At 59.0% G+C, this 16,318-nt stretch carries 17 protein-coding genes; 8 read left to right on the top strand and 9 right to left on the bottom strand.

Going from position 1 to position 16,318, the window contains the following annotated elements; translation table 11 throughout:
- Positions 1–50: 50 nt before the first annotated feature.
- From ACX5K5_RS07625 to ACX5K5_RS07605, 5 genes are all read left to right on the top strand, one after another.
- On the top strand, positions 51–974 hold the full coding sequence (locus tag ACX5K5_RS07625) for an ACP S-malonyltransferase (RefSeq protein ID WP_443438290.1): 924 nt from the start codon (positions 51–53) through the stop codon (positions 972–974).
- An 8-nt stretch (positions 975–982) separates the two neighbouring features.
- The gene (locus tag ACX5K5_RS07620; RefSeq protein ID WP_459175371.1) at positions 983–2,041 is read left to right on the top strand and encodes a beta-ketoacyl-ACP synthase III; all 1,059 of its coding nucleotides are present in this window, start codon (positions 983–985) and stop codon (positions 2,039–2,041) included.
- Positions 2,042–2,174: 133 nt separating this feature from the next.
- Positions 2,175–2,420, top strand: coding sequence for an acyl carrier protein (locus ACX5K5_RS07615; protein ID WP_096255035.1), 246 nt, complete (start codon positions 2,175–2,177; stop codon positions 2,418–2,420).
- Positions 2,421–2,535: 115 nt separating this feature from the next.
- Positions 2,536–3,777, top strand: coding sequence for a beta-ketoacyl-[acyl-carrier-protein] synthase family protein (locus ACX5K5_RS07610; RefSeq protein WP_441665281.1), 1,242 nt, complete (start codon positions 2,536–2,538; stop codon positions 3,775–3,777).
- A gap of 144 nt (positions 3,778–3,921) precedes the next feature.
- Positions 3,922–4,497, top strand: coding sequence for a dihydrofolate reductase family protein (locus tag ACX5K5_RS07605; protein WP_188685659.1), 576 nt, complete (start codon positions 3,922–3,924; stop codon positions 4,495–4,497).
- 134 nt (positions 4,498–4,631) lie between these two features.
- Here ACX5K5_RS07605 and ACX5K5_RS07600 read toward each other — a convergent pair whose 3' ends face one another.
- From ACX5K5_RS07600 to ACX5K5_RS07580, 5 genes are all read right to left on the bottom strand, one after another.
- Complete coding sequence (locus ACX5K5_RS07600; protein ID WP_096255033.1) at positions 4,632–5,135, bottom strand: DUF3145 domain-containing protein; 504 nt, start codon at positions 5,133–5,135, stop codon at positions 4,632–4,634.
- Positions 5,136–5,278: 143 nt separating this feature from the next.
- The gene (locus tag ACX5K5_RS07595) at positions 5,279–6,292 is read right to left on the bottom strand and encodes a tyrosine recombinase XerC (protein ID WP_459175370.1); all 1,014 of its coding nucleotides are present in this window, start codon (positions 6,290–6,292) and stop codon (positions 5,279–5,281) included.
- Positions 6,293–6,297: 5 nt separating this feature from the next.
- A complete protein-coding gene (gene dprA / locus ACX5K5_RS07590) occupies positions 6,298–7,545 on the bottom strand; it encodes a DNA-processing protein DprA (protein WP_459175369.1) in 1,248 nt (415 codons plus the stop codon).
- 9 nt (positions 7,546–7,554) lie between these two features.
- Positions 7,555–9,096, bottom strand: coding sequence for a YifB family Mg chelatase-like AAA ATPase (locus ACX5K5_RS07585; RefSeq protein WP_096255030.1), 1,542 nt, complete (start codon positions 9,094–9,096; stop codon positions 7,555–7,557).
- Positions 9,093–9,452, bottom strand: a complete 360-nt coding sequence (locus ACX5K5_RS07580) for a YraN family protein (protein ID WP_346059124.1) — start codon at positions 9,450–9,452, stop codon at positions 9,093–9,095. The genes ACX5K5_RS07585 and ACX5K5_RS07580 overlap by 4 nt, the downstream gene beginning before the upstream one ends.
- A 1,050-nt stretch (positions 9,453–10,502) precedes the next feature.
- On the opposite strand from ACX5K5_RS07580, the gene ACX5K5_RS07575 reads away from it, so the two are divergent.
- The 3 genes from ACX5K5_RS07575 to ACX5K5_RS07565 all read left to right on the top strand — a co-directional run bounded on the left by ACX5K5_RS07575 (position 10,503) and on the right by ACX5K5_RS07565 (position 13,625).
- Positions 10,503–11,771, top strand: coding sequence for a quaternary amine ABC transporter ATP-binding protein (locus ACX5K5_RS07575; RefSeq protein ID WP_443447450.1), 1,269 nt, complete (start codon positions 10,503–10,505; stop codon positions 11,769–11,771).
- Positions 11,771–12,667, top strand: a complete 897-nt coding sequence (locus ACX5K5_RS07570) for an ABC transporter permease (protein WP_096255027.1) — start codon at positions 11,771–11,773, stop codon at positions 12,665–12,667. The genes ACX5K5_RS07575 and ACX5K5_RS07570 overlap by 1 nt, the downstream gene beginning before the upstream one ends.
- A gap of 64 nt (positions 12,668–12,731) precedes the next feature.
- The gene (locus ACX5K5_RS07565; protein ID WP_443443904.1) at positions 12,732–13,625 is read left to right on the top strand and encodes a glycine betaine ABC transporter substrate-binding protein; all 894 of its coding nucleotides are present in this window, start codon (positions 12,732–12,734) and stop codon (positions 13,623–13,625) included.
- A gap of 73 nt (positions 13,626–13,698) precedes the next feature.
- Here ACX5K5_RS07565 and ACX5K5_RS07560 read toward each other — a convergent pair whose 3' ends face one another.
- The 4 genes from ACX5K5_RS07560 to ACX5K5_RS07545 form a co-directional block, all read right to left on the bottom strand.
- Positions 13,699–14,019 (bottom strand): DUF2469 domain-containing protein, encoded by a 321-nt coding sequence (locus ACX5K5_RS07560; RefSeq protein ID WP_096255025.1) that lies wholly within the window; start codon positions 14,017–14,019, stop codon positions 13,699–13,701.
- Between the two features lie 16 nt (positions 14,020–14,035).
- Positions 14,036–14,743 (bottom strand): ribonuclease HII, encoded by a 708-nt coding sequence (locus ACX5K5_RS07555; RefSeq protein WP_459175368.1) that lies wholly within the window; start codon positions 14,741–14,743, stop codon positions 14,036–14,038.
- A 3-nt stretch (positions 14,744–14,746) separates the two neighbouring features.
- Entirely contained in the window at positions 14,747–15,445 is a 699-nt protein-coding gene (gene lepB, locus ACX5K5_RS07550) for a signal peptidase I (RefSeq protein WP_096255023.1), read from the bottom strand.
- A gap of 169 nt (positions 15,446–15,614) precedes the next feature.
- Positions 15,615–16,163, bottom strand: coding sequence for a hypothetical protein (locus tag ACX5K5_RS07545; RefSeq protein WP_096255022.1), 549 nt, complete (start codon positions 16,161–16,163; stop codon positions 15,615–15,617).
- Positions 16,164–16,318: the final 155 nt, after the last annotated feature.

Below are 16,318 nucleotides of genomic sequence, written 5' to 3'. Positions count from 1 at the left end.
GGTACGCAAATACCGCGCGTGAAGCCACAACTATTTGGAAAGCTGTAAGAGTGTTAGCAATCGTTTGCCCCGGACAGGGCTCCCAGACCCCAGGTTTTCTCACCGACTGGCTCGAAGTTGATGGCGTTCGCGACCATTTAACGGCGCTGGGCGACATCACTGGGCGCGATCTTCTCGCCCACGGAACCACCTCCGACGAGGAAACCATCAAGGACACCGCCGTCGCGCAACCCTTGATCGTCGCCGCCGGACTGGTGAGCGCCCGCGCACTCTTTGGCGATTCCTTGCCTGCCGGTGCGATCCTTGCCGGACACTCGGTCGGCGAAATTACCGCCTCCGCCTTAGCCGGCGCCTTGAGCGAAACCGATGCGCTGACTTTTGTGCGGGAACGCGCCAACGCCATGGCCCAGGCCGCAGCCACCACCCCCACCGGCATGGCCGCGGTACTTGGCGGAGACCCGGACGAGGTCCTCGCCAAGCTCAGCGAGCTCGGCTTGACCCCAGCCAACGCCAACGGCGGCGGACAAACGGTCGCGGCCGGCACCCTAGAGCAGCTTGAAGCCCTGGTCGCCAACCCACCAGCGAAGGCCCGAGTGATCCCGCTGAAGGTCGCAGGCGCCTTCCACACCAGCCACATGCAGCCGGCAGTGGGGGTTCTTCAAGAACTCTCCTCAAGCCTGTCACCGCAAAACCCACAACTGACATTGCTCTCCAACTTTGATGGCGCGCCCGTGACCGATGGTGCCGCGAACCTCGCTTCCTTGGTCGCTCAGGTCTCCCGCCCGGTGCGTTGGGACCTGTGCATGGAAACCCTGGCCGCCCAAGGCGTCACCGGAGTGCTAGAACTTGCTCCGGCCGGAACCCTGGTGGGTCTGGCCCGCCGCGGACTGAAGGGCGTGAAAACCCTCGCGCTGAAAAGCCCGGCAGAGTTGGATGCCGCCCGCGAATTTATCGCCGAGCACGCCGGGCACTAGGAACCCTCATGAGCCCGCAGCTACTTACCCCCACCCCGAACGCGTATAGCGCGATTCTGGGCACTGGGTCATTCCGCCCCGATGTGGTGGTGACCAATGACGATGTCTGCCAGTGGATCGACTCCTCCGATGAGTGGATCCGCCAGCGCACCGGCATCATCACCCGGCACCGCGCCGACGCGAACACCTCGGTGTTGGATATGGCTCAGGGCGCGGCGCAAGCGGCCCTTGAAGACGCCGGAATTAGTGCCGCGCAGCTTGATACGGTCATCGTGGCGACGGTGACCTTCCCGCACGCCACCCCGTCGGCGGCCGCAGCGCTTGCCGACCGGCTCGGCGCCACCCCGGCTCCGGCCTATGACATTTCCGCGGCGTGTGCCGGGTACTGTTATGCGATCGCTCAGGCGGACGCGTTGGTTCGCTCCGGGCTGGCTCAGCATGTGTTGGTGGTCGGTGTGGAGAAGCTCTCGGATTACATCGACAATACTGAGCGCACCATTTCCTTCCTGCTTGGTGATGGTGCCGGAGCGGTGATCGTGGGCGCGTCACCGGTTCCGGGGATTTCCCCGTCGGTGTGGGGCTCGGATGGGTCCAAGTGGAACGCAATCAGCATGACCCACTCACAACTTGAATTGCGCGATTCGTTTCTCGGCGCCACTGAGCTATTGGAATCGGCGGTTGATGAACCACTCGAGGAGCTGGCTAACCCGTGGCCGACGCTGCGCCAAGATGGCCAGACGGTGTTCCGCTGGGCGGTCTGGGAAATGGCGAAAATGGCCCGTGAGGCGTTAGCCGAGGCCGGACTTAAAGCCGAGGATTTGGCCGCCTTCATCCCACATCAGGCGAATATGCGCATTATTGATGAGCTGGCCAAGCAACTGAAACTTCCCGACACGGTACTCGTCGCCCGGGATATTGCCGAAAACGGGAACACCTCTGCGGCCTCCATTCCGATGGCGATGGACCGCATGCGCAAAGCGCATCCGCAGCTTTCGGGCAAATTTGCTTTGCAGATTGGTTTTGGTGCCGGGCTTGTCTTCGGCGCTCAAGTAGTCCTCCTGCCCTAAGCTTTAAACCGAAGGCGAAAGCCGACGCGAAACAGCGCGTAAAATTTTACTAAGACCGGCACCGCCCGACACCGGGTGCGCGCCACACACAATGGCCGGAATCATCCGGCACAATCAGAAAAGGAGCCATTCCATGGCTAGCACCGAAGAAATCCTGGCGGGCCTCGCCGAAATCGTTAACGCCGAGACCGGCCTGGACGTTGCAGACGTGCAGATGGACAAGTCCTTCACCGAAGACCTGGACATCGACTCGATCTCGATGATGACCATCGTCGTTGAGGCAGAAGACAAGTTCGAGGTGAAGATCCCGGACGAAGAGGTCAAGAACCTGAAGACCGTGGGCGACGCAGTGAACTTCATCGCCGCAGCACAGGCCTAAGCAGTTTCGTCGCACCCTCGGTGCGGCACACCGTCGTGTGGGCAAGCCACACGCACGGGTCGGTACGTGAAGCCGACCCCCACAATTTTTTTACCGCCCAGTAGAGAGTTTGATGATGGCGCGCAAAGTAGTGATCACCGGTCTCGGAGCCACAACCCCTATCGGTGGGGACGTCCCCACCCTATGGGAGAACGCCCTTAAGGGTGTCTCCGGCGCCGCCACCTTGACCGATTCCTGGGTGGAGGAATACCACCTGCCTGTCACCTTCGCAGCGCGCGCCTCGGTCCCAGCCACCGATGTGCTCTCCCGCGTGGAAGCCAAGCGTATGGATCCATCCACGCAGTTCGCCGTGGTTGCCGCGCGTGAAGCGTGGAAAGACTCCGGAATCGAAGAGATCGACCGCAATAAGCTTGCCGTCGCCTTCGCCACCGGCATCGGCGGCGTCTGGACCCTACTTGACGCGTGGGACACCCTGCGCGAAAAGGGCCCACGCCGCGTCTTGCCAATGACCGTGCCAATGCTCATGCCAAACGGCCCGGCCGCCGCGGTCTCCTTGGATCTAGGTGCCGCCGCCGGCGCTCACACCCCGGTCTCCGCCTGCGCCTCGGGCACCGAAGCGATGCACGTGGGCATGGAACTGATCCGTGCCGGCAAGGCAGACGTTGTGGTAGTCGGTGGCGCGGAAGCAGCCATCCACCCGATGCCGATCGCCGCGTTCTCCTCGATGCAGGCGCTCTCGCGCAGCAACGACAACCCCCAGGGTGCTTCACGCCCCTATGACATCGACCGTAATGGCTTTGTGATGGGTGAAGGCGCTGGCGCACTGGTGCTGGAAGCCGAAGAGCACGCACTGGCTCGTGGCGCACGGATCTACGCCGAACTTGCAGGCACCTCGGTGACCGCAGACGCGTACCACATCACCGCACCGGACCCACAGGGCTTGGGCGCTACCCGCGCACTGAAGGCAGCAATGTTTGACGGCCTGATTCAGCCAGAAGACGTGGTGCACGTCAACGCTCACGCCACCTCCACCCCGGTGGGCGACAAGCCTGAATACACCGCGTTGAAGGCAGCCCTGGGCGATCACCTGGATAACGTGTGGGTCTCGGCAACCAAGTCGCAGATGGGTCACCTGCTTGGCGCTTCGGGCGCAGTGGAGTCCGTACTGACCACCTTGGCGATTTACCACCGCCTCGCACCGGTGACCATCAACCTAGATAATCAGGATCCGGAGATTCCGTTGAAGGTTGTCACCGGCGAGCCTGCGAAGCTTCCTGCTGAGGGCAGCATCGTGGCACTGAATAACTCCTTTGGTTTTGGTGGACACAACGCAGTGGTCGCAATCCGCAGCGTCTAGTACCTACTTGAACCGTTGATGACGGGGCGCCTTCTGAAGTTCAGAAGGCGCCCCGTCATTGCTTTAAGCTCTTAGGCTACGATCGCTAGTAGCTAAACCTAGGTGGGCCAGCTCAAGCCAGCGCGGAAGAAAGAAGCAACTGCCATGCGTCAACTGATTGTCACCGCATTTACCTCGCTCGACGGAGTGATGGAAGCCCCGGGCGGTGAACCCGGGTATCACAACGCCGGCTGGTCCATGTCCAGTGTGGAGTTTGATCCGGCCGCGTACGAGATCAAGGGTAGCGAACAAGATCAGGCCGAAGCGATGGTGCTGGGCCGAGTCAGTTATCAATCATTCGGTGCGGTGTGGCCATCTATGGAGGAGCAGTTCGAGAAATATAATGCCATGCCCAAATATGTGCTGAGCACGTCGCTGCGTAAGAACGAGCTGATCGATGGGTGGGGCGATACTCAGATTCTTCGTTCGACTGCCGAGGTGGCAAGGCTGCGTGCGGGTGAGGGTGGCCCGTTGATTGTGCATGGCTCGGCGACCTTGGTGCATTCCCTGCAGGAACACCAGCTTATCGACCGGTATCACCTGTTGGTCTTCCCGATACTGCTGGGGTCGGGCAAACGACTTTTCAGTGAGGCCTCATTGGCGACGCAGAAGCTGCAACTGGTGGATTCGGCCGTGTACTCCAACGGTATTCAAAAGAACATCTACGACGTCGTTCGCTAATATTCACGTCGCACGCAAACGGGATCCCGAAACTTCTTCGGGATCCCGTTTTTCTGCGGTAACACCCCGCACCACCGGGGATTTACTCGGGAAGACTTATTCAGTCTCCCCCCCCCAGACTTAGTAACCAGTTGTTATACCACCTGGTTGAGCCATCGAACAGGTGCATCGTCACCTGCATGGCGGAATGGTTCAAGTTCTTCATCCCAGGCCTCGCCGAGAGCAACAGACATTTCTTGGAAGAAGACCGAGGCGTTTCCGTCGCCCTTTTCATAGGCCCAACGGATGCGCTCTTCGCTGACCATAATGTTGCCGGCGACATCTACGGTCGCGTGGAAAATTCCCAGATCCGGGGTGAACGACCAGCGACTTCCGTCGCAGCCTTCGCTTGGGTCTTCGGTGACTTCAAAACGTAGGTGCTGCCATCCGCGCATTGCGGTGGCCAGGCTGGCGCCGGTACCTTGCAGGCCCGTCCAGGTAATTTCGGCACGACGAAGCCCAGGAGCTACGTGCTGGTCACTCCAGTCCATCTTGACTGGTTGGCCGAGCACCTCCTGAATGGCCCACTCCAGATGTGGGCACAACGCGGCAGAGGCCGAGTGAATATAAATCACGCCTCGTGTCATCGATGCAGACATGCCATCCTCCGTTACGGTGTTGATCGTCTTCCCCTACGTCAACCTCGCCGAAGTGCAGTACTTACCGACAAGTACCATTTTGCCCGAAGAGCGAGACTTTCGCCAGCCGTACGGGGGATTTGATCTAGATTTCAACCAAATGCTCAGGCCCGCGGATGAGCTTGGCGGTAACTTTGACGTAATCTGTCCACCGAGACGTGGGTATAGAGCTGGGTGGTAGCTAACGAGGAGTGTCCCAAGAACTCTTGAACCGCGCGTAGATCCGCGCCTCCATCAAGCAAATGAGTGGCCACGGTATGGCGCAAAGCGTGCGGCCCACTAGCCGAGGTATCCCCCAGTGATTTGAGCGCTTGGGCGATCACTTCACGTGCTTGCCTGACGTTAAGTCGCCCGCCACGAGCACCCACCAGCAACGCCCCATCAGTTTCCGCATGCGCCAGAACTTTTCGGTGATTTCGAAGCCAATGATTGATCACTCGTTCGGCCGGTTTTCCAAAAGGAACCACCCGTTCTTTATTTCCCTTACCCACTACGCGCACGGTACGTCGTTCAAAATCAATGTCAGCAATATCCAGCGAAACGAGTTCACTGATGCGCAACCCCGACGCGTAAAGCAGTTCCGCGATGACCCGGTCTCGGGACGCTAGGGCAATGCGTTTTTGCTCCGCCACAATTTCCGCTTTGCTCAGCGTTTTGGCTGGTTCACCGTTCGCAGGCTCAGACTTGGTAGTTTCCGACGCGGGTTCACTGAGCAAACGATCAATCTGCCCGGTCTGCAATACGTGGGGCAACCGCTGTTCTTTTTTCGGTGCCACCAAACGCAACGCAGGATCTTTGGCTACCACCTGGTGTTTGAGCGCCCACGCAAAGAAGTTTTTGACCGACGAGATGCGCCGGGCGATGGTGGTGCGTGAAATCTGCGCTTCGTGCTGGATTGCTAGCCAGTCGCGCAGCATCTGGACGGTGACATCCGAGAGACGTTGAACGCGAGCTTGTCCCACCAAGAATTCGGTCATCAGTCGCAGATCCACACCATAGGCACGCAAGGTATTTTCGCTGCGTGCACGTTCCAGCCGCAAATAGTCCAGGTAGTCGGCGATGGGCTCGCTGATAGCTAACGGGACTTGTGGCACTTCGGTGGCTGGTTCGGGCTTCATCCCTTTCAATTTACCGTGTTTTTCACCGATAAACTTCGACGGCTCACCAGCCTGAACTGCGTGCCGTTGGACTCCGCTACACCTAAGCGTTGAAGCACGCTCAGGGCACGCAGGGTTTCTAAAATGGGGATCCCGCTCAGCGCCGAAATTTCATCGGGAACGTGGCCTTGCGCAAAATTCATCACGTCATAAATCATCGCCTGAGTTTTGGTCAGCGAATCCAACGGACGTTCCTGACTATCAACCACTGGAATCTGGGCCCCAGCAGGTTCGGCTGGCACACCGAGCAGCTCAAGCACATCGCTGGTACTAGTCACCAGCGCGGCGGTTCCGGCGGCGAGCAGCCTGTGGGTTCCGGCCGAGTTGGGAGAATAAATACTACCGGGCACAGCAGCCACCTCACGGCCGAGCTCTACTGCATGGTTCGCGGTGTTGAGCGCACCCGAACGGTGCCGGGCCTCGGTGACAACGGTGAGTCTGCTCAGCCCCGCAATCAGCCGGTTGCGGTTCAGGAACCTGAACCTTGTCGGAGCGGTGCCCGGCGGCACCTCGGAGAGCAAGAGTCCTGAGTGAATAATCTGACGTAGTAGTGACTCGTTGCCAGCCGGATAGGGTCTATCCGCTCCCCCGGCCAGGATAGTAATTGTTGGGTAACTGGACAACTCGGGGTCTGCCACGGAGAGGGCGGCGCGGTGAGCGCTCGCGTCGATTCCGTACGCGCCTCCGGAAACGATGGAAAATCCGCGCAGTGTCAGTTTCCGGGCCAGTTCGAACGTGACCTGATGGCCGTAGTCGCTAGAGTCGCGTGAGCCGACGATGGAGATACAGCGTGCAAGCTGTTGTTCGCTGAGCAGTTCGGGACGCGCGGTGCGCCACCACAGGCACAAAGGTTTTCCCAGCCCCAAGCCATCAAGCTGTGAGGGCCATCGCGGATCTTCTGCGGTGAGCAGTCCTCCATCTTGTGCGGTGATGGTGTCTAACGCGAGTTGTGGGTTGCTGAGTCCTAGGCGTTTACGCCACCGGGTCAGCGCGACCGGGAGGCTTAGTGCTTTATTGGAGACGGTGCTTTCACCTAAGATGTCCGTCAGTTGGGTGTTCAGCGAACCTGGCACGTGGTCTTGGCGGTGAATCAGAGCTAATAATTCGGTCGGGCTCATCAGTTGCAGCAGAGCGTTGGCGGCGAAGTCGTTGGGTTCAATCAGCGTGTTCAGTTCTGCAAAGCACAATAGCTGCGCGGTATCTGGGCTAGACATGATCCGCTCCTATCTCGGGTCGAGGTTTTGTCGAAAATGCAGGGCACCGTCTAGATCATCGACAGTGGGCGCGCTATGTTGTTGCTGATCTGCGATAGTCCAGGCCACACGCAACATCCGGTCTAATCCACGGGCCGAAATTTCATGGCTTTCACCGATCAGTTCCAAGGCCCGCTGGGTAGCCATGGGGTACTGCAGTTCGTGGCGCAAGATTTTTGCGCTGAGCCGGGCATTGCAGTTCAACCCCCAAGGTTCTAAGCGGGCAGTTGCCAGATGCCTGGCGGCTAGCACCCGGGTGCGTACGGTGGCGCTGGATTCGGCCGCTTCCCGGCCGAGTAATTGTTGACCGGTCAGCGCGTTCATCTTCACCTGCAGATCGATCCGGTCCAGCAGTGGCCCGGAAAGTTTGGAGAAGTAGCGCCGTCGGGCGTTTGGAGTGCAGGTGCACCCAGTCCCGCTACCAAAATTTCTTCCGCAGGGACACGGGTTCGCAGCCAGGATCAGCTGAAACCGTGCCGGCAGTTGCTGATGACCACTCGCGCGAGCCAAATTGATGTGTCCCTCTTCCACCGGTTGGCGCAGCGCGTCGAGCACCCCGGCGCGAAATTCGGTCGCCTCGTCGAGGAAAAGAATCCCAGCGTGGGCCCGCGTGATGGCTCCGGGTCTGATATTGCGGCTCCCACCGCCGAGCAGCGCAGCACTGGAGGCGGTATGGTGCGGGGCAATAAAGGGGGCGGTGTTTTGCAACTTCGTAATTCCACCCTGTCCACCGCGGGTGATGGAGTCGATCGCGGTGGCTTCTAAGGAGTCGGCAACGTCTAGTGGTGGCAGGATGCCGGGCAGGCACCGGGCAAGTAAGGTTTTGCCCGCTCCGGCGGGGCCAACCATAATGAGGTGGTGTCCTCCGGCGGCGGCGATTTCCAAGGCGAGTTTCGCCTCGTACTGTCCGTTGACCAAGTTTAGGTCTTGTGAAACCTCGGATTCATCGGGTAGCTCTACTCTTTCCGGGCGCTGGTGACGTAAGTAGGTGCGAATACTTTCCGGCGGCGCCCCACACATCACCAAAACCTGGCCTAGGTGCTGGGCTCCGGTAATGCGCACCCCGGGGACCAGTCTGGCTTCGGCCTCGTTTGCGGCTGCCACAAAGACGTGCCGATAGCCGTTGTGCACGGCGAAGCGCACCGCGGGTAATACTCCGGCCACCGGACGCAGCGTCCCGTCAAGTGCCAATTCGGCAAGGAAGATCGTATCTGCGGGGATCGTGAGCATTCCGTCGGCGGCCAGCGCGGCGATGACGATGGCCAGATCGAAGCCCGAACCAAATTTCGGTAACGTCGCCGGGGACAAATTCACCGTAAGTTTTCGATTCGCCAGTGGCAGACCGGTATTTCGGGCTGCAGCCTTGATGCGTTCGCGGGCTTCGTTCAGCGAGGCGTCGGGCAAGCCGAGGATCAGGAAGCCAGGAATCCCGTTGCCTAGATCCGCTTCCACGTCGATTAGTGCCGGTTGCACCCCGTGTAGCGCCACCGCGGCGGTGCGGGCCACGCTCATGAGGCCACCTGCTCATGATGCTGACAGCGGTAACCACCGGACTGTGGATAAACCTCGACGACGTCAATACGCAGCCGGCCGACGTAGCGTCCCCGGGTTTTGCCCCACGCCAGTAGCAGGCGTTGCAAGCGGCGATATTTGCTGGGGGTGATTGCGTCGAAGCCGGTGCCGAAGTTGTTGGTGCTGCGCGTTTTGACCTCGACGGCGAGCACGAAGTCGTTCGCGTCGGCGACGATCAGATCCAGTTCCCCGATTTTGCAGCGCCAGTTACGTTCTAAAATTCGGTATCCGTGGGCGCAGAGGTAGTCGGCGGCGGCTTGTTCTCCGCGTGCGCCAAGTAATTGCTGTTGATTCATCGGTCATCGGTCCTTGGATTCGATTCGGAATATGAACACAAGCTTCACCGCTCTGCGCCCCGCATAGGATCGGCCAGGCTCGAACTGTGCATAACGTGGCAATCCTTTGGCCCCCTGCGTTGCAAAGTCATCTCGGCGAGGTGTAATTTTTCTGCCCACACGAAGAAGTGATGATGGTTCTATGGTGAAGGTGACACAGCAGCGGGTGGCCCGAGCAACGCACAGTGCAGAACATAGGCGCACCGATTCCGCCTTCGACTAGCGAAGTAGACCAAGGAATCGAGCGGAACCGGAGTTTTCACAAAACAAAGCGTTTGAGGAATTCACTTGGCAGGCTAGACCGCGATCTGGACGCGCCGAGCAATGGTGCCCGTGCGCCGCCAGGCACCTGCCAGGTCCCATACTGTTCAGCTACCCGATTATCACTGGTAAACGGTCAAAAGTCTGCGGAAATTGGATCAAAAATTGAGCAAATCTACCCACCATTTGCTCATCTCCGTGGGTGATTATCTGCAGATAATTTTGGTGCCGAATTAGCCACCATGAAAACAATTACCGTCTAATTAGCAGCCAATTTTGGCAACCATTCTCACCTCACGTGCAGTACTCCACGCTACCTTCGGCAAGCTCGCTGTCGAAAACACGACCGGTAGCTAAGGGAAGTTTTAACCGCAGGCGGATTAGTTCTTGTTTTGCTTCCTCAATCACTGGATTTAGAGCCCTAGTTATAACGATTTAGTAACTTGCGATCCTGAGCCTAGAATCCGCGATAGGTTGGGGTTTAAGCAGACCAATACTAGAGGTTTTGGCACCTCGTCAAAAACTAATTCTTCAGGAATTTGTTAGTGTTGGAATCCAGCTATGACATCTAGTTTGTGTCGGCCGAGAATAACAGAATCTAGGACCGTGCACGCCCCAAATGGTTAACTTCGGGTCGTGCAAACAAGTAGTGAGCCGCGGCGATCGACTATTCAAGAATCTGGTTGCAGCGCGCAAGACTTGTGGTCCCCAACCAGCTCATACCCTCGCAGGTACCGGGCAGTGGAGACAATGACCCATAACATCGCCGTCAAGGTCGAGAACTTGTATAAGGTCTTCGGTCGTAAACCGCAAGAAGCGGTCAAGCAACTCATGGCCGGCACGAAGCGCGAAGATCTGCCTTCATCAACTACCGCAGCTGTCATCGACGCCTCCTTTGAAGTGAAGGAAGGCGAAATATTTGTCGTCATGGGCCTCTCCGGCTCGGGCAAATCCACACTGATCCGCGCATTAAACGGACTCTGGGAGGCGACCTCGGGGCAGGTCACCCTGGGAGACGACAAGATCACCGGGATGTCTTCGGCAAAGTTGCGCGAAGTGAGAAGAAAACGCGTCTCCATGGTTTTCCAGCACTTTGCGTTGCTGCCACATCGTACGGTTTTGGCAAATGTGGCTTACCCGTTGGAGCAGCAGGGAGTCGGACGCGCTCAGCGCCTGTCCACCGCGGCGAAGACGTTGGATTTGGTGGGGCTCACCGGCTGGGGCGATAAAATGCCCAGCGAATTATCCGGTGGCATGCAGCAGCGTGTGGGCATTGCCCGCGCGTTGGCCGCAAATACCGAAATACTGCTCATGGACGAAGCGTTTTCCGCGCTGGATCCACTGATCCGCCGTGAAATGCAAGAACAGCTCATCCAGCTTCAAGCCAAGCTGGGCAAGACCATCGTCTTCATTACTCACGATTTGAACGAGGCCATGTTCCTAGGTGACCGCATTGCGGTCATGCGTGACGGGCAAATCGTCCAGGTCGGCACGCCGGAGGAAATCCTGATGGATCCGGCCAATGACTATGTGGCGCAATTCGTCCAAGACGTGGATCGCGCTCGGGTGCTCACCGCGTCCGCGGTGCTTGAACCAACCAGGGCGGTCATCCACGAGAGTGACGGACCGCGCAATGCGCTGCGCACCATGAACGAATTGTTCCTCTCCGCGGCAATCGTCACCAACCGGGAGCGCCAAGTGGTGGGGATGATCACCGACCGAGACGCGCTGAAACTGGTGCAGCGAGGCGAAAGCACTATCACCTCGAAGATTCAGCCGTTGGAATCGGTCAACCGCGATACCCCACTGATCGACCTCTTTGTCCCTTCGGTGGAATCCCCGTTGCCGGTGACCGTCACCGATGAAGAGCACCGTTTATTAGGCGTGATCCCGCGGGTGACACTGTTGGCGGCGCTGGCCTCCACCACTCCGCCGACCGAAGAAATGACGGTACTTTCAAAACCGCTGCCGGGCAATGTTGTTGATGCGGCGCTGCAGGGTGCCGGGGAGGAAAACTAATGGACGGCTTTACTATTCCGGTAGGAGATGTCGCCGAAAAGGCCATCAACTGGGTGATCGACAATATGGCAGCGTTCTTCGACCTGCTGCGCACGATCTTCATTGAAATGTATGACGGGGTCTACTACCTGCTAGGCACCCCACACTTCGCGGTTATTATCGGCGTGGTCGCGGTCATCGCGCTGCTGGCCCGCGGATGGCAGTTCATGCTCGGCTCGGTGATCGGGCTGGTGCTCATCGTAGGAATGGACCAATGGGATAACGCCATGGTCTCCCTCGCACTGGTACTGGTTGCAACCTTCTGGGCGCTGGTGATTTCGCTGCCGCTGGGTATTTGGGCGGCGCGCTCCACTACGTTCTCCAACATTGTGCGCCCCTTCTTGGACTTCTTGCAGACCATGCCGGCCTTCGTCTACCTGATCCCGGCACTAATGCTCTTCCGTGTCGGGGTGGCGCCGGGCATCGTGGCGACCATCGCCTTCGCGCTGGCTCCCGGGGTGCGCTTCACCGAACTGGGCATCCGCTCGGTAGACAAGGAAGTGGTGGAGGCCGGACAGGCCTTCGGCTCTTCCCCCGCACGCATCCTTCGCCAGATCCAGCTACCGCTGGCCTTGCCGACCATTATGGCCGGCGTCAACCAGGTCATCATGCTTTCGCTATCCATGGTCGTGATCGCCGGCATGGTCGGCGCCGGCGGCCTGGGCGGAGACGTGATCCTCTCACTGGGCCGGCTTGATACCGCCCTGGGTGTGGAGGCAGGTCTGGGCGTGGTCATCTTGGCGATGATCCTTGACCGGTTGACCAACGCCTTCGGGCGTCAATCTGGGCTCTTCTCCTGGTTCGCCAAGCGCCGCAAGTCCGCTGCCGCGGCGAAGGAACAAGAACTCGCGGCCTAAGCCGCGCACTGAAACCATCAATGATCTGGCGGCTCGCACCGCTCACTCGAAAGGAATCACGATCATGAAACTCAAAACCCTGAAATTTGGAGCACTGCTCGCGGCCAGCGCGCTGGCGTTGACCGCTTGCGGCAGTGGCAGCGGCGACAACGGCGGCGATGCCGCAGCGGATGACAAGAAGATGAACATTGCGGTCTTCAACGGCTGGGATGAAGGCATCGCTACCAGTGAACTGTGGAAGGCAGTGCTTGAGGAGAAGGGCTACGAGGTTGAGCTGATCAACGCCGATGTCGCTCCGCTCTTCCAGGGCCTGTCCACCGGTGACTACGATGTGACCACCGACGTGTGGCTGCCGGTCACCCACGCCTCCTACCTGGAAAAGTTCGGCGAAGACATCAAGGACCTGGGCGCCTGGAATGAGGAGTCACGCTTGACCGTGGCGGTCAACGAAGACGCACCGATCGATTCACTCGATGAGCTAGCGGCCAACGCGGATAAGTTCGGCAACCGCATCGTTGGCATCGAGCCAGGCGCCGGACTGACCGAAGCGATGAACAAGTCGGTCATCCCGGACTACGGCCTAGATGACATGGACTTCGTGACCAGCTCGACCTCCGCAATGCTCACCGAGCTGGAGACCGCGACGAAGAACAAAGAGAACATCGTCGTCACCCTGTGGGAGCCACACTGGGCCTACAGCGCGTACCCGGTCAAGAACCTGAAGGATCCTAAGGGTGCACTAGGCGACGCCGAAGGCATGCACACCTTCAGCCGTGCGGACTTCGCCGATGACCACGCCGAGGTTGCCAAGTGGATGGGCAACTTCAAGATGGATCTGGAGACCCTCTACGATCTGGAAAACTTGCTCTTCGTTGAGAACGACACCGATGACTTGCAGCCACTGGTTAAGCAGTGGATGGAAGATAACCGTGACTTCGTTGACGGTATGACCAAGTAGCCAACACACCGGCAAATACCAAAGGCACGTTCCCCAGCTACTGGCGGGGAACGTGCCTTTGGTTTTGTCCGCGTTAGCCGCCGAGTCCCTCCTTGGGGATCTGCAGCTCGTCGCGGTTGAGTTCTTCGACGTTGACGTCCTTGAAGGTGAGCACCTTGACGGTTTTTACGAAGCGGCCCTGGCGGTAAATATCCCAGACCCATGCGTCGGTCAGGTTCAGCTCGAAGTACACCTCACCCGAATCGGTCAACGTTTTCACGTCCACCTGATTGGCTAGGTAAAAGCGGCGTTCGGTTTCCACCACGTAGTTAAACAACCCAACGACCGCCTTGTACTCGCGGTACAACTGCAATTCGAGGTCTGATTCGTAGTTTTCGAGGTCTTCGGCTGCCATGGTACGTCCTTCTTCTCTAGGCTTTACCTTCGGCCTTTTGGGGTTTGGAAGTCAAGTTCCAACTTTTGCGGTGCAGGTCGCAGGGGCCAAGCTGTTCAATGGCCGCCCGGTGAGTTGCGGTGGCGTACCCCTTATTGATCTCCCAGCCGAAGGCCGGGTAGTCGCTGGCGGCCTGAGCCATCAGCCCGTCACGTTCCACTTTTGCCAGGATCGAGGCGCCGGCGATCGACTGGCAGGTCATGTCGCCCTTGATCAGGGTGCGCACCGGGATATGCAGTCCGGCCGGTTCGCGGTCATCGGCCAAAAGGTCAAAGAGGTCTTGTTCCGGGGCGGTAAGCCAGTCGTAGCTGCCATCGAGCAACACCACTTCTGGGGCGATCGCGCACTGCGCTACGGCGCGGGTGCCAGCTAGCCGTAGGGCCGCGGTGACGCCGAGCTGATCGATCTCCACGGCGCTCGCGTGGCCTACCCCGTAGCCGGCGGCCCAGGCTTGCACTTGCGGCAGTAATTCTTCGCGGCGTGCCGGGGTGAGTAGTTTTGAATCGCGCAGTTCGCCGAATTCGGGGACCGCGTGGATGTCGATGACGGCGATGCCGACGGTAATCGGTCCGGCCAGTGCCCCGCGACCCACCTCATCCACGCCGCCGATGTAGCGTGCGCCGTGTGCGCTAGCCAGTGCCCGCTCGTGTTCTAAGCTGGTCGGTTGTGCTTTGCTGGTGGCCATTAGTTACTTCGCCGCCGGAACGTTGGCGAAAACTTCCTCATGGGTGTCGATGGTTCCAAAGCGGTCCAGTGGCCAGGAAATCAACGAGGCGCGACCCTGCACCGAGTCAAGGTCCACAAATCCGCCTTGCACATCCACGTGGAAGCGGGAGTCGGCGCTGGCGCCGCGGTGATCGCCCATCACCCAGATTTTGCCTTCGGGTACCGTCACGTCGAACTTGATGTCGCTGGGTGAATCGCCGGCATAAATGTAGGGTTCGGTGATTTTTTCGCCGTTAATGGTGAGCTTTCCATCCGCCGAGCAGCATTCGACCTTGTCCCCTGGCATGCCGATGATGCGCTTGACCAGGTACTGTTCGTCGCCCGCGGGCAGGATGCCTACCCAGGACAGCGCATTTTCTAGCCCCGTGGGAGTGGTTTCTAACGGTGGCAGCCACTGATGGTCATCACGGAAGACCACCACGTCGCCTCGTTCGAGCTCAAAGGGGCCAGGGGTCATCAGGTTCGCGAAGATGCGATCGTTGATCTGCAGCGTGTTTTCCATCGACCCGGAAGGGATGTAATAGGCGCGGAAGAAGAAGGTTTTGATCAGCAGCGACAACGCGATGGCGATGACCAAGATGATCAGTATTTCGCGGACAAACCGCCAAAGCCGGTATATCGGGCCCCGCGCTGGGGGTACTTCTGCGGATTCGGCGTTCACGTTTTCTTTGTTACCTTTCAGTGTCCTGCGTTAGCTCCATCTTACGTGGCCGACGCTGACTTCAGTCTCAGGTGCCCAGGTGTGTGGATGCTGGGTTCAGTGTCGGTGCCGCCAGGCATGCCGAAGCCGGCCACACGATGCTGTGTGGCCGGCTTTGGGAACTGCGAATTTAGTTGGCGCGCGTTGCGATGCCGCCGCTTTCGGTGAAGTCCACTGGAATGTCACCTAGTGGCTTGTCCGCATCGAGGTGTTTCTTGATTTCATCCATGTGGCTGGCGTCCACCTGCAAGGTCAGTCCACCATTTTGCGGGTTGAGTGTGTACCCGTGGATTGCCGTGTTCAGCGGGGCTTCGAGCCCAGCCTGCCACTTCATGACATCATTGATGCCCTGGCGCAGATCGTCGGTCGAATAGTTGACCAGGTGGGCCTGCGCGCCGGCGTCTTCGATCGCCTTCATCTGGCTCTCGTCGGTGGTTGAGACGTTCAACTTGCCCTCTTCGATCCAGCCCTGCACGTAAGAGTCTCCCAAGGTGGCCGAGAGTGAGTCATTGGTTTCTAGCAGTGCGTTTTGATCCACAACATTCTCGCTGCTGGTAGGTTCGGTCGATCCTTCGCCGCTAGTGGTTGCCTGGCCGCAGCCGGAGAGCATGAGCCCTGCAACAACTGCGGTGGAAGCCAGCGCGAGTGAGCGTTGAGCCAGTGGGGATTTCTTGATCATTGGGTACTACCGCCTCTTGGTCAGTTCGATCACCTAGGAAGATGATATCTACGGATCTTCAAAGTTTTCGGTGAGACACATGTGTGTCAAGTGAAAGTGCCCCGCTACCGGGTAGGTAACGGGGCACTTTCTGGTTGCTGCCGAAGCTACAACCG

This window comes from Glutamicibacter bergerei (assembly GCF_054495185.1).
This window is presented reverse-complemented; position numbering and strand designations above follow the sequence as displayed.